Here is a 23,530-nt window from a genome sequence, read left to right on the forward strand (position 1 = left end):
TCCCCATGTACATCGACATCGTTCCGAATCGCTCGTCCCCGCCCGCCGTGTTGCTGCGCGCAGACCACCGCGCGGGCGGGCGCACCATCAAGCGGACCTTGGCCAATCTGTCCGCACTGCCGCCGGAGGCGGTGGTCGCGCTGCGGGCGGCGCTCAAGGGCGAACGCCTGGTGGGTGCGGCGGACTATTTCGTCGTCGAAAAGTCCCTGCCCTGCGGACATGTCCGCGCCGTGCAAGGAACCATGGAGCGGCTGGCCATGACGGAGTTGATCGCCTCCAAGCCTTGCCGGGAACGCGACCTGGTGCTGGCCATGGTCGCACAGCGCGTGTTGCGGCCCGACTCCAAACTGGCCACGGTGGCGCGGTTCGCCGACACGACCCTTGCCGCCGACTTCGGCGTGCAGGATGCCAACGAGGACGACCTGTACGCGGCCATGGACTGGGTGTTGACGCGCCAGCCGTTCATCGAGAAGAAACTGGCGCAGCGGCATCTGAGCGCCGGCGGCCGTGTCTTCTACGACCTGTCGAGCAGTTCCTACTACGGTTCGCATTGTCCGCTGGCGGCACGGTGCCACAACCGCGACGGGCTGAAACTGCCAGCCATAGCCTACGGTCTGCTGACTGACGACGGCGGCCGGCCGGTGGCCATTTCCGTCTACCCCGGCAATACGGGCGATCCGACAACGGTTCCCGATCAGGTCGACGCCATGCGCAAGCGCTTCGGCATCGGCCGCTTTGTATTGGTGGGCGACCGTGGCATGCTGACGTCTGCGCAGATCGAGAAACTGCGTAACCTGGACGGGTGCGGCTGGATCTCGTGTCTGCGTAGCGGGGACATCCGCAAACTGCTTGAATCGCGCGGGCAAACCGATGCGCCCCTCTTCGATCAGCAGAACCTGGCGGAGATTGCGCATGCCGATTTTCCCGGCGAACGGCTGATCGCCTGCTTCAACCCGTTGCTGGCCATGGACCGGGACCGGACGCGCACCGAACTTCTGGAGGCAACGGAGAAGTGGCTGGCCAAGGTGGCCGCCCATGTGGCCCGCCGCACCGCCAAGCCTCTGAGCGCCGCACAGATCGGCCAGAAGGTCGGCCGAGGCGTCAACCGCTACAAGGTCGCCAAGCATTTTGCTCTGGAAATCGCGGACAACCTGCTGCGCTGGTCGCGCAAGGAAGATTCTATCGCCCGCGAGAAGGCGCTCGATGGAGTCTACATCATTCGCACGCCCGAGTCGGCTGACACCCTGAGCGCAGAAGACGCCGTGCGGGCGTACAAGCAACTGGGCGACGTCGAAAAGGCGTTCCGGACGCTCAAGGGCCTTGATCTGCGTATGCGCCCCATCCACCATCGCATCGAGACTCGGGTTCGCGCTCATATGTTCCTGTGCATGCTGGCGTATTACGTCGAGTGGCATATGCGTGAAGCCTTGGCGCCCCTGTTATTCGTGGAGGAGGATCTGGCGCTGGCCCGCGCGAGGCGTGACCCTGTTGCGCGGGCCATCGCGTCGGACAGCGTGCTGGCCAAGAAGCATACCAAGCACTCGCACGATGGCCTGCCGCTACGGCACTTCAACGGCCTGCTCAGCGTGTTGTCCACGCTATGTTCCAACACCTGCCGTGTCGGGGAAGGCAAGCACGCCGCTCGTTTCCAGCGCCCAACAGAGGCCACGGCGCATCAATGCGAGGCGTTTCGCCTGCTGGGCGTCAAAGCACCCTGAACACGGGTGCGATGTCCCCAGTAAGCGGAACGGGAAAGTGCGCGTCGCTTGAAGTGTATCTTGTTGCTTGACAACAAGATGAGCATGGGCAGAGCATCGCAAAGAGGCTGGAACTTCAGTTTAATGTGCACGGGGGTGATCCTGGCGTTGCCGGTTGTGCTTTCCCGGTGGGTTCGGAAGTCGCAGGCGCGGCGTTCCGCGCCCGGGAGCGTGAACGCCGGCGCCGCATGGGTGGTCGGGTTGACTCAAGCGCTGGCCATTCTTCCCGGTATCTCCCGGTCCGGCTCCACGATCTCCGTGGGGCTGCTATGCGGGCTGGACCGCGAGACGGCCGGCCGGTTCGCGTTTCTACTATCGATTCCGATCATCCTCGGCGCGGCGCTTCATCAAGTGCTGACCACGACAGGTCATCTCGGCGTCGCGCCGGGTGCGTCGCTGGCAGGATTCCTGGCATCGGCCGTGACCGGCTATGTGGCCTTGCGCATCGTCATGCACCTGGTCCGGACCGGCGGTCTGGCCCTCTTCGCCCCCTACTGCTGGCTCATCGGGACGCTGGCGCTGATCTTCGGCTGAACCTGAACCGGAAGATAACCGCCTTGGTCGTTTCGGGCAGACAGCGCAGCCGGCCGGCGCGGCGGCAACCGCCGCCTGTTGTCAGAACGTGTAGGTGACCTTCAGGCTGTAGAGTGCTCGCTCCTTCTTCTCGTACAGGGCTGCCGCGCCATCCTCAATATCCGAGTTCACCAGCAGGGTGTACTGATATGCCGGGGTCACCGTCAGGTAAGGACAGGGGCTCCAGACGAGGGAGACGCCGAAGGTCGCGTCGTTCATGGCGGCCTTGTCTACCCCAAAATCGCTTACTGCCTTTCTTTTCGCCTGACTCGCGCCTTCCTCGCGAACCCCGGGGTTCCCCGTCCGGGCCCATTCGTCCACCTCGGACATCTTGAACTTCCACGCCCGCCCCACCTTGTGGCCGGGCATGGCCCGGTGATCAAGCCAGCGAGACACTGTATCCTTATGCGTAGGGTGTCGCAATGTTGGCGCGCCTCGGCGCCGCAATTACCGTCCTGCGACCTCCCGCTCTATGAGACCGTGGATCTGATGGATTCGGCTCAGCGACTCCGGCAGGGGGCGGTTGCTGAGGATGGAGGCGTAGGAGTCGGCCTCCCGGGGATGAAATCCGTGCAGGCCGGGCATGCGCGTGGCGCCCATGTAGCTGGGCACGATCTGGATGCCGGAGTTCATGAGGAAAATCAGGTTGCCGTACATGCGGTCGTCGAAGAAAACCCCCAGCGCCTTCAGTTCCTCGTCGGGCAGCAGCCGCCCCCGCGGATGCGATCCAAGCAGGCCGGTGAGCGCGGCGCGGGCGCGGTCGTTGAGGGTCCAGAACCGCCCCATGGTGGCGTCATAGAAGGCGACATAGTCCTTTCCGTATTCCAGCCCGAGCCGTTCGACGTCGGCAATGAGGTCGTGGCCGCCGGTGGTGTTGTGCATGCCGTGGTCGGTGAAGACGTACCAGGAGACATTCTCGTAGGACGCTTCGGCGACGGCGATCGTGGCGCGGATTTGCTCGTCGTACCAGCGGAGGAGTTCCGTGATCTCCGTTCCGGAGTTGCCGACGCGGTGCATCAGGGCGTCGAGCCGGCCCAGCGAGACATAGGCGAGGTCAATCGAGCCTGCTTTCAGTTCTCCGCGCAGATCGGTGAATCGCTGGAGGTCGGAGGTTCCGCTGGCATGAACGAAATAGGGCCGGCCCTGTTCGTCGAGGCGATTGAAGATCGTCTTGCCGCGCAGCAGTCCCTCGCGCCAGATGCTGCGCTTCTCGGAGTAGTCGAAGTACGGCAGGACGCGGAACGGCACGCTGTAGATCATGAAGTAGCCGGTGAAGCCGTGGATGCGCTTGATCCATTGACTCATCCAATAGCGCACGCGGCCCCGGTTGAAGATGGCATCCGGCAGAATCCGCAGATGCCGCAACCAGCGGTAGGGACAGGTTTCGGGCGCGTAGTAGAACGAGGACCACATGCGATGTTCGGAGGGGAGCAGGCCCGAGATGATGGAAGGGTCGCAGGCGGAGGAGTAGCCCAGGATGGTCTCCAGCTTCTTCGCGTCCTTGACCAGATCGGCCAGAAAGAAGCGGTTGCGCTGGTACACTTCCCAGCCAAACGCATCAATGAAGAAGAACAGGCCGATGGAAGACTTTCTTTTCATGAGAACCTCTTTTGCAGCCGGTAGAAGCGGGCTTCCGCAGCCTCGCGATCCGGAAAGGACATGCGGAACAGTCCGGCTGCGGCCACGGCGTCTACCGGTTCGTCCCCCAGCAGGATCGGGAGCGAGCGATAGAGCCGCTCGCGGGGATGCTCCCGCCACAGTGCCGTGCCCATCGAAAGTGCGCGCGCGCCAAAGGCTTGCGCGTTGCAGACTGCCGCCTTCCATCGAGGCGCATCGTCAGGGGAGGTGATCGCCGGCGCGCCATACGCGGCCAACTCGACCGCTGTAACCTGCGCACGGGTGCCCTCGTACCACGCGAGGAAGCGCAGGTAGTAGCGCCGGATGCGCTCGAATTCGTCGGCCAGCGGATAAGCGGGCAGGAACGCGAAGTCGCCCCATTCCTTGAGCGCGATCGCGTCCCGGTAGCGCTCGATCAGAAACGCGGCGTCGGGCACGCTGGACGCGAGCGGGCCCGCGATCCGTTCCTTCTTGACGGCATAGCTCAGATCGTAGGCGCGCGACATCAGGAGCGCGCAATCGCCGAATGCGAGCTGGGCCTTGAGCAGGAACTTCGTGAAACGCAACCTCTCTTCCGCGCTCAGTGCCCGGCCTGTGCGCAGGGCGCGCCGTACATCCAGCAGCAGTTTTCCGCGATTGAGCAGCAACCGGGTGCCCTCCGAGAGGGGAATCCGGTCGTGCGGATAGTCCGGCATGGCTTCAAGCACGGACGAATCGCCCCAGACGACCTTGTGCCCGAATTTCATTTCGTAGTTGAGCAACGAGAACTCGGCGCGTGGCAACCCGTTCGCTGGATAGAGCTGCAAATCCACCGGCAGGCCGAGATCGCGGGAAAGCTGCTGCTCCAGCCGCCGCAGGCGGACCTGGACGGCATTCCGGTGGCGCCGGCTCATCGCAACGGAGACGACCACGAAGTCGTAATCGTTGAATGGCTCCTGGCGGCCATCCACGATCAGCGGAGTGCCTTCGCCGCGTCCATAGCCGCCGATAAGGACCAGCGCGCGGCACAGGGCGGCATCTTCCGATTGCGTCAGCGCGTGGACGACATGCGCGAAATCGCGATCCAGCCGCGCATCGAATGCGCCAGATCCTTTGACGGAATACGTGCCCATTTTCAGGTTTCCTTCTCGAGTCGGTGCACCACGATTTCCGCAGGACAGTTCAAGCGGGCGGCCAATCCAGATGAGCCGGTTCCGCTCGATGTATAGCCCTTCATCCCTTTGCATTGCCACGCGCCTTTGCAGAAACGCCGCGGGGAACGGCTGTTCTTGAGCACCATCACCCCCCCCGGCAGGCACAACTGGCCGCCGTGTGTATGACCGCAAAGCATCACGGCAAATCCCTTTTCTGCGGCGGCAGCATAAACATCGGGTGAATGGGCCAAAAGAATGGCGATCTCGCCCGGCGGGATCGCGCGAGACGCCTTCTCAACATCCGCTGTTTCGTAGTAGTGCGCATCGTCCACCCCGGCGATCCAGATCCGAGAGCCGCCGCGTTCGAAAGGGACCCCTTCGTTGAGCAGGACGCGGATGCCCATCGCCTCCAGGTCGGCGGTCATCTCCAGATAGTCGTGATTGCCCAGTACCGCGCAGGCGGGCGCTTTGATCGCGGCCATCAACTGCCGCATCCCGGCGATGGCCCGCGTGTAGGAGCCGAAGGTCCGAAGACGAAAATCGCCGGTCATCACGCACGCATCGTACTCCACACCGGCGAGACGTTGAATCAACGCGGGCACGAAATCGGCGTCCGCATCGCAATGCAGGTCGGAGAGATGGAGCATGCGGAAACCGTTGAAGTCAGAAGGCAGATGGGAGATGCGAACCGAATGGCGATGCAACACCGGCGACAGCGCGTTGCGCCTGGCCCGGCGGTGAAGGCCCGCCAGTCGCAAACCCACGGCGACGATTCCGTGCAGCCAGGTCATGTTCTCGATGTGAACGCGAACCCGTCCGCCGCCGAAAATACGGGCGATGTGCGTAGTCTGGCGGACCATGCGGCGGCGCGTGTGTTCTGCGCCGAGGCGTGCCTGCAGGCTCGCAAAATCCGGTTCAGTGTCCATCGTTGACGCCCTCATGTTGAAGCCGTTTCTCGCCCCTTGAATGGTCGCCGATAGAATGGTAGCGTATTGGCAGGCGCGGTCAATCCGCAGAACGGGGAGATCTGAACATGAAGAACATCCTGTGCATAGGAGCCGGGTACGTCGGCGGCCCGACGATGGCCATGATTGCGTGCAAATGTCCGGAGTACCGGGTTACCGTTGTGGACATCAACGCCGAACGAATTGCCGCCTGGTGCGCCGGTCAGCCGCCGATCTATGAGCCGGGGCTGGAAGCGTTGATCAAGTCGGCGTTGGGTCGCAATCTGTTTTTCTCCACGGATGTGAAGGGCGGAATTGAAGCGGCGGACATTATCTTCGTCAGCGTCAACACTCCCACCCGCACCTTTGGCCACGGCGCGGGACGCGCGGCGGATCTGCAATACTGGGAGAAAACCGCGCGCGAAATCCTGGCGCAGTCGACATCGGACAAGATCATTGTCGAGAAGAGCACGCTGCCGGTTCGCACGGCCGAGGCCATGGAGCGCATTCTGAAAACCGGAGCCGCCGGAGCGCATTTCGAGGTTCTTTCCAATCCGGAATTTCTGGCGGAAGGAACCGCCATCAAGGATCTGGAGAATCCGGATCGCGTCCTCGTCGGCGGTCACGACACGGAAACCGGGCGGCGCGCTGTGGCCGAACTGGTGGACATCTATGCCCACTGGGTGCCGCGGGAACGCATTCTGACAACGAATCTCTGGTCGAGCGAGCTGTCGAAACTGGCGGCCAATGCGTTCCTGGCGCAGCGGATCAGCTCGATCAACAGCTTGTCGGCTCTGTGCGAGCGGACGGATGCGGACGTGGTCGAGGTGTCGCGCGCCATCGGCATGGACCGGCGCATCGGATCGCGGTTTCTGAACGCTAGCGTGGGGTTCGGCGGCTCTTGTTTCAAGAAGGACATCCTCAACCTGGCGTATCTGTGCGAACACCACGGGCTGCCCGAAGTCGCGGCCTATTGGGAGCAGGTCGTGCGGATGAACGATTACCAGGAGGAGCGATTTGTCGAGCGGATGCGAACCGCGATGTTCCAGACCGTGGCCGGCAAGCGGATCGCCGTCTTCGGGTTCGCCTTCAAGGCCGACACCGGCGATACGCGCGAAAGCCCGGCGATCCGGGTGGTGCGCGGCTTGGTGGAGGAGCGTGCCGCCGTGGTGGTCAGCGACCCCCGCGCGCTGGACAATGCCCGCCGCGAGCTGGCAGATCTGGGCAATGCGGTAGCCTTCGACCCCGACCCGCTGCGCGCCGCCAAGGGGGCGCATGCCCTCGCCTTGCTGACCGAATGGAATGAGTATCGGGCGTTGGACTACCGGGCGATTCTTGCAGGCATGGAGAAGCCCGCTTTCCTTTTCGACGGCCGCAATATCCTGGATCACCGGGCCCTTTTCGATCTGGGATTTGAAGTCTATGCGATCGGGAAGACGCCCCTTTCGCACCTGTAGTCGGCGCGGGCTGCGACCGCGTGGCGGCGGTGTTATGGAGGTCGGACGCACTATCGAGATCCCTGCTTCCCGGCAGACGCCGCCGCCTGCTTCAGCCCCTTGTGCAACGCCACATGGATAACGATCCGGTAGGCGAGATTGTAGGGAATCGTGCACAGTTTCACCCGGCGGCAGGCGTGGAGCCAGTCGCGCGCGATTTCCCGCAGGCAGAGGTAGATCTGCCGCATGGCCCGGGGCTGCTGTCCGTACATGCGGTGGTAGGTTTCCCCGTGACGGACTTTTTTTCGGTATAACCCCTTCAGCGTGTAGTTGTGCGAATGCTCGACCTCCGAATCGAGCACCAATTTCAGGCGGGCACCCTGCTCGCGGATTGCCTTCGCCCAGGCGAGATCCTCCGCGTAACCGGATTCGGGGAACTTGATCCGGTTCCACCATGACCGGCGGAAGGCGCAGGCGACGGCCGAGAAGAAATCCTCGTTCTCTTCCTTGATGTTCTTCGGGTCGTACGCGCGGCGGTAGTCGTAGTCCACGATGAAGCGTGCATCCGGGCGCGCATGCTGTTTGCTCATCGTGGCATCAGCCGTTCCGTCCAGTAGCGGCCGCAGCAACCGTTCGAGCCAAAACTCGTTCAGCGGAATGGCATCGGCGTTGAGAAACACGATGAACTCCTCGCGGGTGCGCGCGATCATCTCGTTCAGCACCTTGCCCGGAACATACGCCGAAGGAGGGATTTCGGTGATCCGGTCGGGATTGAACTTCCGCACGGTCTCCAGGGTGCCGTCTTTCGATCCGGAGTCCACATTGTAGAGGGTCCATTCCCTCCAACTCTGGCTCGCCAGTCGTTCCAGCGCGGTGACGGCATATGGCATCTCGTCTTTCGAGCGCATGATAATCGCGACGACATCCCTATTCATTGGATGCTCCTTGTTGGATGTTGTTCTCAGGACGTGACATCTGGGCACCCCGGGGGCATCAACTGCCCCCCGGCGACTCGCCGGTAGACCTCTACCACCTTGCGGGCGGTCTCCCGCCAGTCGAAGGTGGCGGCGTAGGCGATGCCGCGCGCCGCCAGTCCGGCATCTTTCCGCCGTTGCAGCGCCCCTTCCAGCGCGCCGGCGATCGCGTCCACGTTCAACGGATCGAAGGTCGGCGCCAGGTCGGCCGCGATTTCCTTCATGGATGTGGTATTCGAGCAGATGACCGGCGCGCCACAGGCCATGGCCTCGACAATCGGAAAGCCGAAGCCCTCGAACAGCGACGGATAGGCCATGACCTCGCAAGCGGAGTAGAAACACGGGATATCCTCGAGCGGCACAAATCCGGTGAAAACCACATCGCGGGCGACCGGGCTGCGGGCGGCGTAGTCCTTGACCATGTCGGCGCCGTTCCAATCCGCGCCGGCCAGCACCAGCTTGAGGTCGGAGGGCTTGCGCGCCTTCATACGTTCGAATGCCTGAATCAGGCTCAGATGATTCTTGGCCGGGTGTTCCACCCGCGACACAAACACGACAAACGGCCCCTCCAGCTTGTAGCGCTCACGGAGGCGCATCCGCGCCTCGCCTCCGGCAACGGGGCGATAGTGCTGACGGTGAATACCGGGATAGATGACGGTGATCTTCTCCGCGGGATAGCCGATCAGATTGACCAGATCCCCGGCCGTGAAGCGGCTGACGGTGATGACGTGATCGGCGCGGCGGATCTGGGTCGGCACGATGCGGCGGTTGTAGAACATGCGGGCCGCGTCGTACTTGCCATCCAGATGGAGCGTAGCCAGATCGTGGACGGTCGCAACGACGCGCGTCCCTTTGAGTACGGGCAGACGGCGGTAACTGGGGATGTGGACCAGGTCGTAATGTTCCCGCTGGCTGCGGCCGGGCAGCGCCAGATTGTGCCATAGGATATTGGGAACCGGGCGGCCCAGGGCGTTCGAAAGAACGTGCTTGCGAAAGCGCGGGAAGCCGTCGCGGATCAGGGAGGCGTCCGAGGCAGGCAGGATCACGTCGTAGGTGTTGACCGCATCCGTTTCCTGCAGCGAATGCAGGAGATTGACGACGTACGAGGCCACGCCCGTGCGGCCGCCTTGGAGCACGCAAGCCGAAAAACCGATATTCATTTGGTGGCTCCCATCTCCTGTCGTCTCTCTATCGCCGCCTGGTAGATGGCGCCCACCTGGCGGGCGACGGCCGCCCAATCGTAGCGGCCGACCTCGCGCGCGGCCTGGTCTTTCAGCCGTTCGCGCAGCGGGGCATCGGCGTCCAGGCGGACAAGCCGCTCCAGCAGTCCATCCTCATCATCCTTTTCGAACAGCAGGATATCCTGTCCGTCATGCGAGAAGCCCGGAATGCCGCCCACGCGGCTGGCGATGACCGGCACACCGGCGGCCCAGGCTTCGAGAATAACGATGCCGAAGGGCTCATGCACGGTCGGCAGCACGAACACATCCGCCGCCTTGTAGGCGGCGGGCAGCAGTGGGTCATCGGGCGGAAAGCCGGGAATCACAAGCACCCGGTCCTGCAGGCCGGCCCGTCGAACCTCCTCCACAATCCGGTCCCGGTAAGCCTCGACGGTCACGGCCCCGATCAGCGCCAGTTTCCATTCGGGCCGCGTGGCGGCGAACCGCGCGAAGGCGCGCACAAGAAGCAGTTGGTTCTTCTGGTAATCAATACGCGAGACGCAAAGCGCCAGCTTCTCGCCCGGCCGCAACCCGGCATGCCGGCGGAACGCGGCGGCATTGGCCTTGCGGAAGAGATCCGTGCGGACGCCGTTGGGGACATAGTGCGCCTTGTCGCCGAAGCGCGCGCGCATCTGCTCGTGCTCGTCGCGCCCGACACAGAGAATGGCGTCGGCATCCTCCAGCACGCGCCGGGCACCAAGCAGCCAGCCAAACAGCTTGCCCCATTCGGGCTTGCCCCGGAACGGATCCTGCATCTGGCGCGACTGGTCATCCGGCAGCGTCAGATAGCCGCCGTGGATGCTGACGACATACGGGATCCTTCGCAGACGGGCCACGGTGCGGGCAATACCGCCCAGCCGGTGCTGGGCGTGGGCGTGAATCACGGTCAGCCCCCGCTCGCGCAGCAGGGCGTGGAACAGGCCGAAAGATAGAGGGCTCCCGCCCTTCAGGCGGAGTTTCGCGCGCGCCTCATCCCCCAGGAAAAGCCATGGAAAGACGTAGCGGAAGCGGTGAATGGGCACACCGTCGAACGGCTCCGTGCCCGGTTTGGCGAACATATCCGTGCAAAACACCGGGCTCTCCATGCCGCCGCTGATGAACGAGCGGGCCAGGTTGAAGACCACGCTCTCGGTGCCGCCCCACTTGGCGGGCACGAAGCGGCGCATGACATGGGCCACCTTGCCGGAGAACGGCGGCGTTTCCGCGCGCGAAGGGTTGACCGGCGGGGTCATGCCGCGCCTCCGATCGCGGCTGCATCGTCCGTAAAGCAGGCTTCCATGCGGGCGATCTTCAATGTCTGGCGGGCATTTCCCTGGAAGCCGGAACAGCGGAATCCGCCGGGCAGCGGCAACGCGCGCTTGCGTAGCGCGACCAGCGCGCCTAGACCGGCGCTATCGAGGAAACGAACGGCGGCCGCGTCCACAACCACCCCCGCCACATCGCCGTCCGCCGCCATCCGGTCCCATGCCGCTTCCAGCCCCGCCTTGAATTCGCCCGCATTGGCGGCGGTCAGCTCCGTCGGCAGGACGACGCGCAATCGCCGGTCCGTCTCGATGGAAACACCGCCTTTCCTGTCGGCCGCCTTCCAGGCGTTGAGCATATCGAGGGCCTCCGCCATATCATCGGCCAGATTGAGATAGCGATCCAGGCGCACGAAGCGCAACATACGCGCTAGCCGGGGATGCGATGCCACGACGCCCATCCATCGTTGCACGGAACGACAATGCCGGTGAATCTCCAGGATTTCGCCGAGTTCCCGGATATCCAGCCAGTCCCGGCCCGCAAGATCCACGACAAGCGGCAGACCGGAGGCCGCGTCGCAGGCGGCTCGAAAGGCCTTCGATGCCTCGGCGTCGGCGGAACCGGGGTAAACGACCCGGTGCGCGGAGGAGCTATCTGGCGCCACTACGGTCCGCGGTCCGGCGGAAGGCTTCGGGGTTGACGGAACGGGTCCATAGCGCAACCACAGGAGGCGCAAGATCGCGGAAAAGAAAAAGGCGATATTGGCGACATAGCGGCGGAACAACCTGGGCGGATCCGACAACATGCGCCACAGCCACTCCAGGGCGAGCTTCTGGACCCAGCGCGGCGCGCGCTTCTGCGCGCCGGCGAGGAAATCGAGCGACCCGCCGATCCCGATGGCCACTGGCACCTTCCATTGCCGGATGTGCATGTTGCACCACTTCTCCTGTTTGGGCCCGCCGAAGGCGACCAGGAGGATATCCGGGGTCGCCTCAGCGAGACGCGCCAGGATCCCGGGGTTGTCCATGTCAATGATATCCGCCTTGGGCGGCGAATAGAACCCGGCGATCCGCATGCCCGGATTCCGCGCCGCGAGCGTATCGAGGGCTTTTTTCGCAACGCCTTCCGCGCCGCCGAGACCGTAGAGCGAGAACCCTTCACGGGCGGCGAGCCCGGCAAACAGCGGCACCAGGTCGCTGCCGGTCACCCGTTCCTTCAGCGGGTACCCGAGAATACGGGACAGCCAGACAATGGGAATGCCGTCCGCCACGACCAGATCGGCATCCAGCAGGATGCGCTGCAATTCCGGATCCCGCCAGGCCTGCGTCACGAAGTCCATATTGGCCGTGGCAATGTAGGCGGGGCGGCGCGAGCGGACCCGCTGCCGCACCCATTCCACGGTATCCGCGAAGGAGACATTGTGGAAGGGAAGCCCCAGGATGACGACGGCGGGCGGCGAACACACGGCCGGCGACGCATAGCGGTTCACTTCGGATTCGAATCTAGGCGGCGGCATGGGACTCCTTTCAGGATTGACCTTCATGCATCTGTACCATACAATGTTCCCAACGACAAAGGAAGACATTTCAGCGCATTGCCATGGAAAGCAAGTATATCATATTCCTGCTCGTCGCGCTGTTGGGTGTGCCGCTGGGTATGGCGGCCTGCCTGGTTCGCCCCGCGTTGACGCGCTGGGTGGTGATGCTGATGGTCTGGGCCACCTGCGAGCCGAACATGGTCGGCATCAATTTCGTCTCCCGCGAGTTCTACCGGGCCAATACCCGCGGGTTCGAGGTGACGCTTGCGGATCTGTGCGCTCTTGTCCTGGCCGGCTTCATGCTGGTTAAGCGCAAGGACTATCCCCCACGCTGGATCCCGCCCATGGCGATCCCCACGTTGCTGTATCTTCTGGTCGGGTTCGTGTCCTGGACCATGGCCGGTCCCTCGCTTCCGGTTCCGCCCGTTGCAATCCGGGTGCCGTACGAGCAGTTCGAAGTGGGATTGTACCCGCTGTTCGAACTGTTCAAGATCATGCGCGGGTATCTGCTCTTCTGGGTGATTGTCAACTATGCGAGGAGCGATCGGGCGGCGCGGGATCTGTTGTGGGGCATCGGCGCCGCCGTGCTGTACATGGGATATCTGGCCCTTGCATCGCGATACCTGCACGGCGTCCATCGCGTGCAGGCCACGCTGGGGCATCCAAACAGCCTGGCCACGTATATGGCTATGCTGGGGTCGTTCTCCTTCGCGTTCGTGCTGTTTTCAGGGAAGTGGCTGTCCAGCATGTTCTGGGGGTTTCTAACGGCGCTTTCCGCCATTGGCGTGATTCTCACGATTTCCCGCGGCGGGTTGGCCGCCCTGTTGGTCGGCGTCTGGGTGAATGCGATGGCGCTGTTGCCGCGTCATTTGAACGTCAAGAACATGGCGCTTCTCCTGCTGGGCGTACTCATGGCTGGCGTCGTTCTGGCCATTGCGATGGACACGCTCTCGGGCCGGTTCGTGGGCGAGCAGAACGCCGCCAAAGACATGGAGTATCGAGGCAAGTACAACGATCAGGCGAAGCTCATGGCGCAGGATCATGCCTTCGGTGTCGGACTGGGCAACTTCTCCGCCTGGTCCTGGAGCCGATATGCCGAGATCGTGGACCCCGATCTGCCGCCCGGCACGCCCGCGCACAACAATTGGTATCTGACGCTCGGTGAAATGGGCTGGCCCGGCGTCTTCGCGCTGGCCCTGCTCTGGGGACGGTACTTCCTTTTGCTCATTCCCTTCTATCTTCGCGGAAAGAAAGATCTGCTGGCCACGCTGGCTCTTGCCGGTTGCACGGCGATTCTCGTCAACCACGTCCAGAGCCTTCTCCAACTGGGATACCGGCAAACGCCGATGTTCTCCATGACGATGATCTTCATGGGCGTCGGCGTGGCGGCATGGTACGCGAAACGCGGGCAAGGGAAAGCGTCGGACACCAGGCCCGCCTTGGAACCGGTCTACACATGACGGAAACGAACAGAATGCCGACTGTGGGAGGCGTGTCCCGTGTCGGGGATGCGTTCATGGCCCTGCTGGAGGGGCGGCGCAGTACCCGGATGTTCAAGGATGAGCCGGTGCCCCGGGAGTTGCTGGAGCGCATGGTCCGGGCGGCGACACTGCTCCCCACCGCCTGCAACCGGCAACTGTGGCACTTCGTGGCGGTGACGGACCCGACGCTCAAGACCAAGCTGTCCAGGCTCAGCGATGCCCAGCAGTCCTACCTGTACGACGCGCCGGTTCTGCTCGCCGTCTTCTACGACACTTCGCTGGAGACGCGCAACCCCTGCAACACCGCGGAGGTCACCGTTGGGATCGCCATCGGAGGACTGTTGCTGGCGGCGGAGGCGCATGGGCTCGGGGCCATCTACCTGGGTGGGATTCGCAGGCCGACCGGCATCGGAAAGGCGCTCGGAGCGCCGCCATTCCTCCGCTGTTTCGGGCTCGTTTGCGTCGGCTGGCGCGATGATGACCCACCCGCGCCCAATCACCGCCCGGTCCCGGAGGTCCTGGAGTTTGACGGGTGTTCAAGGTCCCGTCCGCGTTTTCACGCCGATATCCGCCCCCATCTCTGGTCGCTGGTCCAGACGGCCGATTTTCGCGACAAACTGCTGTGGTACAAGGGCGTGCATATTGACGGCAAAACCCTGCACGTGGATCCCGATTCGCGCTCTTCTCCGGTGTTTCAATTCATGACCGGCCGGCTGGGCATGATGCTCGCCCGGCATGACCATCCGAAGATTCTCGACGTGCTGTCTTTCAACGGGGACGTGGTCTATCAACTGCTGAATACGGCGGGCCGACAGGCTGAAACCGTGTACGCCTACGACCTGACCCCCGGTATCGCGCGCTACATTCAGGAGCGGTTCGGGCGGCTCTCTCCCCCCGGCCATGTCGCTTGCATCGTAAATGCCGGGGCGGACCGTGTGGCGATTCCCCTTCCGGACGGCCATGTGCAGGCGATCTCCTGCTACGAGCGGCTTGAGCATTTCGAAGACCCGCTTCCGCTGTTGCGCGAAATGCGCCGTGTGCTGGCAACCGGCGGTCGGGCCTTGATCCTGGTGTCCAACCGGTTCTATCCGCATCTGTACCGCTACCGCCGAATGCGGGAGAAGAACTACGCGCTGGGGCGCAACTGGAACCGCGGTCCGGAGCGTAAGTTTGAACCGGCCCAGATCGAGCGGCTGTTGGAGCAGGCCGGGTTCCGTGTCACGGAGGCTTTGGGCCTGCAACCGGTCTTCCTGAAATGCGCGGCCCTGGTGGCCGGGATGTGCCGCAAGATCGGGATGCACGGACGGGCGGACCGGGTGTCCGATTGGGCTGGGCAACGATTCGTGGTTCGCGGCGGATTCCGCAAATACAGCTCGGTGCTTGTTTATGAAGTCGAGTAACCCAACGGTCATGCCCGAAGCGGGGGCGCTTGCCGCCCTGGAAGGCTGGCTGGAAACCCAGCATGGCGCGGGCGGCTTCTACGGCCCGTCCGTGGGCCTGCGCGGTGTGTCCATGGCCTGGTGCGGACCCTCGCACGACTGGCGCTGGGAAGGGCTGCTCGACGGATGGATCGCCCTCCATCGGGGCACGCGGAATCCGGCTTATCTGGATCGTATCGAACGGGCTTGCCGGGACCTCCAGTCCGCGCAACTCGCTGACGGTTCGTTCCGGAATTCGTCTTTCGATCTGAATCCCCTGGAAGGCGGCATGCCGCATGAACCCGCTGTCATGGCCGCCGTCCTGCGCGCCGGACGCTATCTGCGGGAGGCCGGACGGGCGTGGCCGGAGGGTTCGGCATCCATGGTGGAACGCTTCGTGGAAGAGCGTTTGATCAAGGCGCTCTGGAACAAAACGCTGCGGACGTTCAACAACTGGCTGCAAAGCGATTTCGAGGTCTATTCGCCGCCCGCCGTGGCGGCCATCGTCGAAACGCTGTTCGAGTACGGCGGGCTCGCGGGCACAACGGAGCGATGGGCTCCTTACATCGCCGGCGCGGCGGAGTCCCTGCTGAAAAGCCAGTTCCGCGATGGACCCCTGGCCGGCGCGATGCCGGTGACCAGCACCGACCGCGGAACGGCATCCCCGTATCAGGCTTCCCGGTGTCTGCCGGCGCTGGCGTTGTTGCATCGCGTGACCGGCGACCGGCGTTTCGGGGAATGCGGCGAAGCCCTGGCCGGGTTTGTCAACGGGGCCTTCCAGGACGATGGGGGGATAGCCTGCGCGATGTTTGCCGGCCGTCCGCATCGCGTGACGCCGCTTTTCACGGGCGCCACGGCCGGCGCCCTGTTGGCTCTGAACCGCTCGGGGCGACGGGATGAAGCGCGTTGGCAACGACAGATCGGCTGGCTGCTGGCGTTGCAGTCGGAATCGGGGGGATTCGATACGGCGGTCGGGTTTGGAACCGGCCTGCCGCCGCGGGATCCGCCGGACTGGCGGGATGCGATACCCGTGTGCGGCTGGACCGCCCACGTGTTCGCGTTGCTGGCGAACAGGACCGCCACAAACACGTCGCAACGACGGGAGGCCGGAAAGGTCTCCCGCGAGGTGCTTGTACGCGGTCGCCCGGCGGAAATGACGGAAGATGCGGATAGCCTCGCGATCCGGCGCCGCGGCGAACCGCTTTTTGTCTGGCGCAAACGTACGTCGTGGGCGGACGTGGATCTTCTGTAGGAGTCGCGAATGAAGAAAATTCTTTTTGTTCACGAGACGTTCGGCCGACTCGCAGGGGCCGAACAGAATATCCTGGTGACCGCGCCGCATCTGGCCAAGACGTTCCGCCTCGAATGCCTGTATTGGAATCGAAGCGGGAAAGACGAGGCGGCATTCGAAGCCCTGTTTCCCGTCAGCCACCCGGTTGCGTTCGATGGCCAGCCGGACGAGACTCGAAACCGCGTGGCCGGCGTACTGCGTCAATCCGCGCCGGATCTCGTCTATGTCCACAAGTGCATTGCCAATCCCGTGCTCGAAGCGCTTACGGAGTGGGGCGGTCCGCTCGTCCGCATGGAACACGATCACGACATCTACTGCATGCGCAGCTACAAATACTTCCCCTGGAGCCGGCGCATCTGCACGCGAAAAGCGGGTCCCTGCTGCCTGTTCCCTTGCCTGGCCTTCCTCAAGCGCGACCGGATGCGCGGACGCTTCGGAGTGCGCTGGGTCGGCTATCGCCGGCAAATGCGCTGCATCGAGTTGAACCGGAAGTTCTCGGCCATGTTCGTGGTGACGGCCTACATGCGCGATGAGCTCATCCGGCAGGGCTTCGCGCCGGAACGGATCCATATCTTTCCGCCGATTCCGCCCCCGTCGGGGGATGCCTTCCAGAGCACCTTCGCGGCGACCAACCGGATCGTCTTCGCCGGCCAGATCATCCGCGGGAAGGGACTCGATGCATTGCTGCGGGCGCTGGCGCTCTGTAAACAGCCGTTCCGGCTGACCGTGCTGGGTTCCGGTTCGCACCAGGGGGCCTGCGAGGCGCTGGCCCGCCGGTTGGGCATCGCGGATCGCGTCGAATTCCCGGGCTTCGTGCCCTTCGAGAAAATGGCCGGATACTATCGCGAGGCGACGCTGGTGGCGGTGCCTTCGCTCTGGCCGGAGCCGATTGCCACCATCGGATTGGAAGTGCTGCGCTACGGACTGCCGGTTGTCGGCTTCGATGCGGGTGGCATCCGGGATTGGCTGCGCGACGGGGAGACCGGATTCCTGATCCCCTGGATGGATCTGCGCGCGATGGCGGAGAAGATCGACTTCCTGCTCGCCCGCAAGGACGAGGCACGACGGCTGGGCGAGCAGGGGCGCGCGTTCGTGAACCGCGAATATGCCTTCACGCCGTATGTCGAACGGATGAAGGCAACCCTCGGCGAGATGATCGGGGAACCATGATCAACTACCTGGATTTCTGGAAACTGGCCCGGCCCCCGTTCGACGCGGGCCCCGATCCCGATTTCTTCTTCGAAAGCCGCGCGCATGGCGAGGCCCTGGCGCGCCTGCTGTACTTCGCCAGCGACCGGGCCATGGGGCTGGCGGCGATCACGGGCGAGATCGGCGCCGGCAAGACCATGACCCTGCAGGTGCTGGTCAATCGCCTGCCTCCTGACCTGTACCGCGTCATCACGGTGTTCACGGCCCCGGAATCGCCGGCCGGCGTGCTGGTGGAGATCAATCGCCAACTTGGAGGCTCGGAGTCCCGTGAAACGGAGAGCGATGTTGACGCCTTGCGCCGCGAGTTCCACCGGCTGCTGGACCGCCACATCGTCGCATCGGGGCGGCACCTGCTGATGATTCTCGATGAGGCGCAGCTTATGAACGAGGCTTGTCTGGACACGGTCAAGTGTTTGACCAATCCGGTCGGGTCGAGAGGCGCGCAGGTCAGCGTGGTCCTCTCCGGCCAGCCGGAATTGAAGTCCCGACTTCGCGCCCTGCCGCAGGTGCACCAGCGGATGGGTCTCATCTACCATTTGGGCTATCTTGAGCGCGAAGAAGTGCCGGTGTACGTCCGCCACCGGTTGGCGGTGGCGAATGCCATGGCTCTCGATGTGTTCGACGCGGAGGGCCTCGCTCTGCTATACGGTTTCTCCAAGGGGTGTCCACGCCAGATCAACCGCGTCTGCAAACTGGCTGTGGACCGCGCCTGTTTATTGCACAAGACGGCAATCGATTTTGCGATGCTGGAGATGATCGTAAACGACTTCGAGAAGCAGTTCTCGTGACGGGACGGGCATGAAAGACACCAACGGTCCATCAGAAGACGAGTTCAGTGTGCGCGATCAGTTCGCGGGAACCGACCCGGCGAAACCTCTGTCCGTGCGCCCCGCCGCCCCGGCGCAAGCGGGAGAGACGGCGCCGCGGCCGGGCGGTTCACGGATACCGTTGCGACGACCGGTCACGCCCGAGACCGCGATTCAGTTGATCGACTGGCCCCAACTGGCGCGCGGGTTGCGTCGGCGCCTGTGGATCGTCGTGTTGCTGGCCGCCGTTGCGGCCGCACTGGGGCTCGTCGGGCGGATCCGGATGGGCCGTCCCCAGTACGAAGCGCGAGCGTCGCTGCTGTATCGGGTGGATCGCCAGAAGCAGGTGCTTTCCTCTGCCGGGAATACGGTGACGATCAAGGGCTTGTCCCGCGGAACGGCGCTAAGCTTGTTGCACCGTGGAACCAACCTGAAGAAGGTGGTGGAACAGGTGAGCGTGGACATGAGCCCGGCGGAACTCGGCTGGCGTGTCCAGACCAAGTCCGACAAGCAGTCTGAGATCGTTCTTCTCCGTGTCGGGTTCATGCCGAGCAGGGAGATGGCCATTGCCGCGGCCAATGAAGTGGCCCGGGTGGGGATTGAAGACAACCGGGACTTCTACCGGAACCAGGCCGTACAAATGGCCGAGCAGTTCAAGCGTCAGGCCGACGCGGCGTCTGCCAAGGCGAACGCCGCCCGGGAAGCCTTGACGGCTTTTCAGACCCAGCGGCAATTGCTGGAGGTCGACGCGGAAACCAAGGCGTTTCTCGACAGCATGGTGGCCGTCAGCGAGCGGCTTCACGCTGCCCGCATTGCGCGCGATGCACAAACGGTCCGAATCGCGAACTACCAGCGCATGATCAAGGAGATGCCCGACGAGGTGGTTCGGGAGTCCTTTGAGGATAACCCGCTGAAACGGCGGATTTCGAATGCGGAAGTCGCGCTCATGGATGCCAGGACGCGTTATGGCCCCCAGAATCCCCGCGTCCTGCAGATGGAAGACAGCATCAGGGAAATGCGCCGGACCATGGCCGAGCCGGCCTACAACGAAAGCCGGGAGAAAGTCTACGTCCCGAATCCCGACAAGCAGGAACTACGGATGGAGGTCCTGCGCCTGGAGGCCGAGCAGGAGGTGTTCAACCGATCGGTCGAGCAGGTCGAACGGCAGGAGGCGGATTTGAAGGCGAAATACGCCTACCTGCCGCAGCAGCAAATCGAACTCGCCGGATTCCACGAGCGGCATACCGCGGCCGAGGCGCTCTGTCGAAGCCTGGAGCGAAGCGCGGCCGATGCGATGGCAACGGCCGATCTCGACATGTGCGATTTCGAACTCCTCGAGTCCGCCCACACCGCCGCCATGTCGAGAGGCAAGCTGGCCTCTGTACTGCCTATCCTGGCATTGATCTTCGGAACCATCGCGGGGACCGTGTTGTGTCTGGTTTTGGAATTGACGGATCCGAGGCTGAAATCCGCCGGACAAATCGAGAGGTTGTATACGATCCCCTGCCTGGGAACGGTTTCAGCCTCGTCCGACTCCGCCATCCCGGCGGCCTTTCTGCCTGTTTGCCGATCCCTATACCAGCGAATGACCATGCTCCCGGCACCCGAGGGGGCTCGGGTGTTATCCGTGCTCAGCGCCCTGCCCGGCGACGGCAAGAGCACCTTTGCCTTCCAGGCGGCGCGGTACTGGGCCGCCCTCGGAGTCAAGACAGCCTGTGTTGACTTCGATCCCGGGCCAAATCCGTGGCTGTCCCAGGCGGGAAGCCGATCCGGCATCGAGGAGTACCTGGCAGGGAAGGCGGCGTGGGACGACGTGGTGTTCTCGCAGGAGGATGTTGCGTGCTTCAAGCTGAGACAGGACTCCGGGGACTTGCCTGAGCGGATGCACGGAAGCGCCATGCGGCGGTTCATGGATACGCTGCGGTCGCGGTACGGATGTGTCATCGTCGAGTCACCCGCCTGGGTGTCCGATGAAGTCAGTGCCCGGATGTTGGCCGGCATGACGGATCATTCGCTCTGGGTCGCCTCTGTTTCTCTATCCACCCGTCCGGTTGTCGGCAAGGCCTTTGACGCGCTCGACCGCGCCGGGATCCATCCACTCGGCATGATCCTGAATCGAGCGTCTTCCGAGGGCGGGGGCCGCCTGTGACCCCGCACCGCCACGCATGTGCCACAGCGTTGATGGTCCTGGCCGGGCTGTGGGCAGCGATCGTCGGAACGGGATGCCGGACACACCCGGCGCCGCCGATTGGCGCGGGCGTGCAATCGCCGGTCGAACAGCCGGCAGGGGATTCCGTCAAGGCCGCGTCGAAACTTGATGCAAGCTGCTTCAAACCATACGACCCCGCCACCTATCGCCTGGCGGTCGGTGACGTGGTTGAGATATCCGTCTTCGGCTTTCCTGAGACGGTGGCGGTGACGCCGGTGGCCCCGGACGGCAAGCTGTACTACCAGTTCATGGAGGCGATCCCGGCGGTTGGCCGCGCGCCCGCGGATGTGGCGCGCGACCTGGAGGCGAAACTGAACCCAATGTTCAACGACCCTTCCGTGTCCATCCTGCCACGCCAGTTTGCGGCGAACCGCTTCCTGGCGCTTGGCAAGGTGGTGTATCCCAATGTCTATCCGCTGGATAGCGCGCTGACCCTGCGGCAGGCCGTCGCGCGCGCGGGTGGCCTGGCCCAGGGGATCTACCGCGGCACGACCATCGAACTGGCGTCCTTGCGGGACAGCTATCTCCTGCGCGACGGAAAGCGTGTTCCTGTCGATTTCGAGGCGCTGATCCACCGCAGCGATGCCTCGCAGGATATCTACGTGAGGCCCGGCGATGTGATCTTCATCGCCTCAGGACTTGGACGCGAAGTGTTCTTGATGGGCGCGGTCGGCGAACAGAAAGCCGCCGGCTACACCGACGGGATGACGCTGGTGGAGTTGATCTCGGGACAGTCCGAGCGCGGCGGCGGGTATTCGCCTTCGGCCCGGCTCGGCAAGGTGCTCATCGTGCGTGGCGCCCTGAACAACCCGACGAGCTTTGATGTCGATTTGGCGGCGATCCTGAAGGGGCGCGAGCCGGATGTGCTTTTGATGCCCGGCGATATCGTTTACGTCCCCGAGAAGCCGTTTCGTTTCGCGCGTGACCTGACCCGCGCGGTCATCCTGACCTTCGTCCGCACCTTCGCGTCCGAGGTGGGCGCGGAGTTGGTGGATGAAACGATCTTCCTCACCACGCCGTCGCCCAGCCAAGGAGGGGGGCAATGAACAGGGCTCTTGCATCTCCTCTCTGCGGTCTCGTGATCGCGTCGTTCGTCACGGTGCTCTCATCCGGATGCGCGATCTTCCGTTCCCGCGCCCCGGAGCCGGCTGATGTGAAAGTCGAGCGGTTCGATCTCGCCTCCAACACCGTCACGACCGTGAATGCACCCGCCGATTCCACCTATCGCCTGGGCATCGGCGACGTGCTGGCCATTTCGATCTACGGGGAGGACGGCAGTCTCCGGGAATTGCCGGTGGACCCCAGCGGCAACATCTCGTACCTCATGGTCGGAACCGTGGCCGCGGCAGGTCGCACGATTGACGACCTTCGCGCGGACTTGCAGAAACGGGTTTCCGGGAAGCTGGTGCGCGGTGTGGCGCAGGTGTCTCCGGTGCGCTTCGGCAGCCAGACCTACACCATCCTCGGCGAACTGAACTACCCCGGAACGTACCTGATCGAGGGCCGCACCACCATTCTGGATGCGATCGCGCGGGCGCGCGGAATCCGGACCGGGTACTTCCGGAATTCCACGGCGGAAATGGCCGATTATCGCGGCGCCGTGCTGATGCGGGGCGGAAAGGCTGTTCCGGTTGATTTCGAGTCGCTCATGAAAAGCGGCGACGTGACCCAGAATGTGGAACTGCGAAACGGCGACATCCTTAATATCCCATCTTCGCTGGTGCGGAACATCTATGTGCTGGGGGAAGTGAATTTCCCGCGAACGGTTGGTTTTGTCTCCTCGCTCTCCCTGATGCAGGCGCTGACCGAGGCGCGAGGGCTGAAGGGCACATCCGACGGGCGGCTCGTGGTGGTGCGGGGTTCGCTCGCTCAGCCGGAAGCGCGCGTGGTGCGATTCGAACGCATCCTGTCCGGCAAAGATCCCAACCTGCCGCTTGCGCCGGGCGATATCGTGTACGTGCCGCCGAAACGTCTCACCCTGCTGCGCGAGATCGTGGAAGCCGCGATCTCGGCTTTTGCCAATAAGGTTTCGGCGGGCAGCGCCTCGCAGGTCTACAAGAACACCTTCGGCGCCGGGGAGGAGAGCCGGTGAGCGCCATGCTGATGTCATCGTTTCCGGATGCGAGCGATGGGTTGCGGAGGATCGGTTCATGGTGATGGATGCTCGGAAACAAGGAGCAGGGGAAGAGGATTCGACCGCTTTCTTCTCTCGGGAGGCCGTCTCGGGTGTTCCTTGGATGGTCGCCAACAAGGCGGCCATGCTCTTCGTCTACATGGGGCTCTCCGTTCTGACCGTGCGTTTGCTTGGGCCGGTGGAGTATGGCCGTTTCGTGCTGGCGCGCAGCATCATGGAATTCCTGGCCATCCTTTGCGCGATGGGTCTCGACGTGGCCATTTTGCGTTTTGTTCCCGAACTGGTGGCCACCCGGAACAAAGCCGGTCTCCGCCGGTTTCTGCTCCGCGTCCTGGCCCTGCAACAGGCGGCCGCGGCCATCGCCGTCGTGGCGCTCATTCTGGCGCGGCCGCTTCTGGAGCGCACGTTCCGGGTCGATCTCGCGGGAGTGCTCCTTCCGGCCGGAAGTCTTCTCGCCGCCACGATCTTCAAGGATGCGATGAACAATGCGTTCACCGCCCTCTTCCGCGCCAGGATCGTGGCCGTGCTGTCCTTCCTCAATGGCGTCCT

Annotated in this window: 19 protein-coding genes; 12 read left to right on the forward strand and 7 right to left on the reverse strand. The window is 63.7% G+C overall.

Annotation, left to right across the window (positions count from 1 at the left end; translation table 11 throughout):
- A partial coding sequence (locus tag FJ222_07255) for an IS1634 family transposase (GenBank protein ID MBM4164222.1) occupies nucleotides 1–1,718 on the forward strand: 1,718 nt, incomplete at its 5' end.
- 48 nt (nucleotides 1,719–1,766) lie between these two features.
- Complete coding sequence (locus tag FJ222_07260; protein ID MBM4164223.1) at nucleotides 1,767–2,291, forward strand: undecaprenyl-diphosphate phosphatase; 525 nt, start codon at nucleotides 1,767–1,769, stop codon at nucleotides 2,289–2,291.
- Nucleotides 2,292–2,372: 81 nt separating this feature from the next.
- Here FJ222_07260 and FJ222_07265 read toward each other — a convergent pair whose 3' ends face one another.
- From FJ222_07265 to FJ222_07275, 3 genes are all read right to left on the reverse strand, one after another.
- Nucleotides 2,373–2,777, reverse strand: coding sequence for a helix-turn-helix domain-containing protein (locus FJ222_07265; GenBank protein MBM4164224.1), 405 nt, complete (start codon nucleotides 2,775–2,777; stop codon nucleotides 2,373–2,375).
- Complete coding sequence (locus FJ222_07270) at nucleotides 2,778–4,154, reverse strand: hypothetical protein (GenBank protein ID MBM4164225.1); 1,377 nt, start codon at nucleotides 4,152–4,154, stop codon at nucleotides 2,778–2,780.
- Nucleotides 4,155–5,061: 907 nt separating this feature from the next.
- Nucleotides 5,062–6,021 carry a metallophosphoesterase gene (locus tag FJ222_07275; protein ID MBM4164226.1) on the reverse strand — a complete coding sequence of 320 codons (960 nt, stop codon included), beginning with the start codon at nucleotides 6,019–6,021 and terminating at the stop codon, nucleotides 5,062–5,064.
- A 92-nt stretch (nucleotides 6,022–6,113) separates the two neighbouring features.
- Between FJ222_07275 and FJ222_07280 the strand changes: the two genes are divergently transcribed.
- Nucleotides 6,114–7,481: a nucleotide sugar dehydrogenase gene (locus FJ222_07280; GenBank protein ID MBM4164227.1), complete on the forward strand. Its 1,368-nt coding sequence runs from the start codon at nucleotides 6,114–6,116 to the stop codon at nucleotides 7,479–7,481.
- Nucleotides 7,482–7,531: 50 nt separating this feature from the next.
- Here FJ222_07280 and FJ222_07285 read toward each other — a convergent pair whose 3' ends face one another.
- From FJ222_07285 to FJ222_07300, 4 genes are read right to left on the reverse strand one after another with little or no spacing between them, the layout of a single operon-like run.
- Complete coding sequence (locus FJ222_07285) at nucleotides 7,532–8,395, reverse strand: glycosyltransferase (GenBank protein ID MBM4164228.1); 864 nt, start codon at nucleotides 8,393–8,395, stop codon at nucleotides 7,532–7,534.
- Between the two features lie 26 nt (nucleotides 8,396–8,421).
- Nucleotides 8,422–9,594, reverse strand: a complete 1,173-nt coding sequence (locus FJ222_07290) for a glycosyltransferase family 4 protein (GenBank protein MBM4164229.1) — start codon at nucleotides 9,592–9,594, stop codon at nucleotides 8,422–8,424.
- Nucleotides 9,591–10,886 carry a glycosyltransferase family 4 protein gene (locus FJ222_07295; protein ID MBM4164230.1) on the reverse strand — a complete coding sequence of 432 codons (1,296 nt, stop codon included), beginning with the start codon at nucleotides 10,884–10,886 and terminating at the stop codon, nucleotides 9,591–9,593. The genes FJ222_07290 and FJ222_07295 overlap by 4 nt, the downstream gene beginning before the upstream one ends.
- Nucleotides 10,883–12,481 (reverse strand): WecB/TagA/CpsF family glycosyltransferase, encoded by a 1,599-nt coding sequence (locus FJ222_07300; GenBank protein ID MBM4164231.1) that lies wholly within the window; start codon nucleotides 12,479–12,481, stop codon nucleotides 10,883–10,885. Before FJ222_07300 ends, FJ222_07295 begins: the two co-directional genes overlap by 4 nt.
- 14 nt (nucleotides 12,482–12,495) lie before the next feature.
- Between FJ222_07300 and FJ222_07305 the strand changes: the two genes are divergently transcribed.
- The 9 genes from FJ222_07305 to FJ222_07345 all read left to right on the forward strand — a co-directional run.
- Nucleotides 12,496–13,893, forward strand: a complete 1,398-nt coding sequence (locus FJ222_07305; protein MBM4164232.1) for an O-antigen ligase family protein — start codon at nucleotides 12,496–12,498, stop codon at nucleotides 13,891–13,893.
- On the forward strand, nucleotides 13,824–15,314 hold the full coding sequence (locus FJ222_07310; protein ID MBM4164233.1) for a methyltransferase domain-containing protein: 1,491 nt from the start codon (nucleotides 13,824–13,826) through the stop codon (nucleotides 15,312–15,314). The genes FJ222_07305 and FJ222_07310 overlap by 70 nt, the downstream gene beginning before the upstream one ends.
- Nucleotides 15,301–16,584, forward strand: a complete 1,284-nt coding sequence (locus FJ222_07315; GenBank protein ID MBM4164234.1) for a terpene cyclase/mutase family protein — start codon at nucleotides 15,301–15,303, stop codon at nucleotides 16,582–16,584. Before FJ222_07310 ends, FJ222_07315 begins: the two co-directional genes overlap by 14 nt.
- Nucleotides 16,585–16,593: 9 nt before the next feature.
- Nucleotides 16,594–17,793 carry a glycosyltransferase family 4 protein gene (locus FJ222_07320; GenBank protein ID MBM4164235.1) on the forward strand — a complete coding sequence of 400 codons (1,200 nt, stop codon included), beginning with the start codon at nucleotides 16,594–16,596 and terminating at the stop codon, nucleotides 17,791–17,793.
- Nucleotides 17,790–18,620: a hypothetical protein gene (locus tag FJ222_07325; protein ID MBM4164236.1), complete on the forward strand. Its 831-nt coding sequence runs from the start codon at nucleotides 17,790–17,792 to the stop codon at nucleotides 18,618–18,620. Before FJ222_07320 ends, FJ222_07325 begins: the two co-directional genes overlap by 4 nt.
- Before the next feature lie 10 nt (nucleotides 18,621–18,630).
- Nucleotides 18,631–20,787, forward strand: coding sequence for a hypothetical protein (locus FJ222_07330; protein MBM4164237.1), 2,157 nt, complete (start codon nucleotides 18,631–18,633; stop codon nucleotides 20,785–20,787).
- Nucleotides 20,784–21,893: a polysaccharide export protein gene (locus FJ222_07335; protein MBM4164238.1), complete on the forward strand. Its 1,110-nt coding sequence runs from the start codon at nucleotides 20,784–20,786 to the stop codon at nucleotides 21,891–21,893. Before FJ222_07330 ends, FJ222_07335 begins: the two co-directional genes overlap by 4 nt.
- Entirely contained in the window at nucleotides 21,890–22,939 is a 1,050-nt protein-coding gene (locus FJ222_07340) for a hypothetical protein (GenBank protein ID MBM4164239.1), read from the forward strand. The genes FJ222_07335 and FJ222_07340 overlap by 4 nt, the downstream gene beginning before the upstream one ends.
- Before the next feature lie 58 nt (nucleotides 22,940–22,997).
- Nucleotides 22,998–23,530: hypothetical protein (locus FJ222_07345; protein ID MBM4164240.1), on the forward strand; the 533-nt coding region annotated here is incomplete at its 3' end.

The sequence above is a fragment of the Lentisphaerota bacterium genome, from assembly GCA_016873675.1.
GTDB lineage: Bacteria > Verrucomicrobiota > Kiritimatiellia > RFP12 > JAAYNR01 > VGWG01.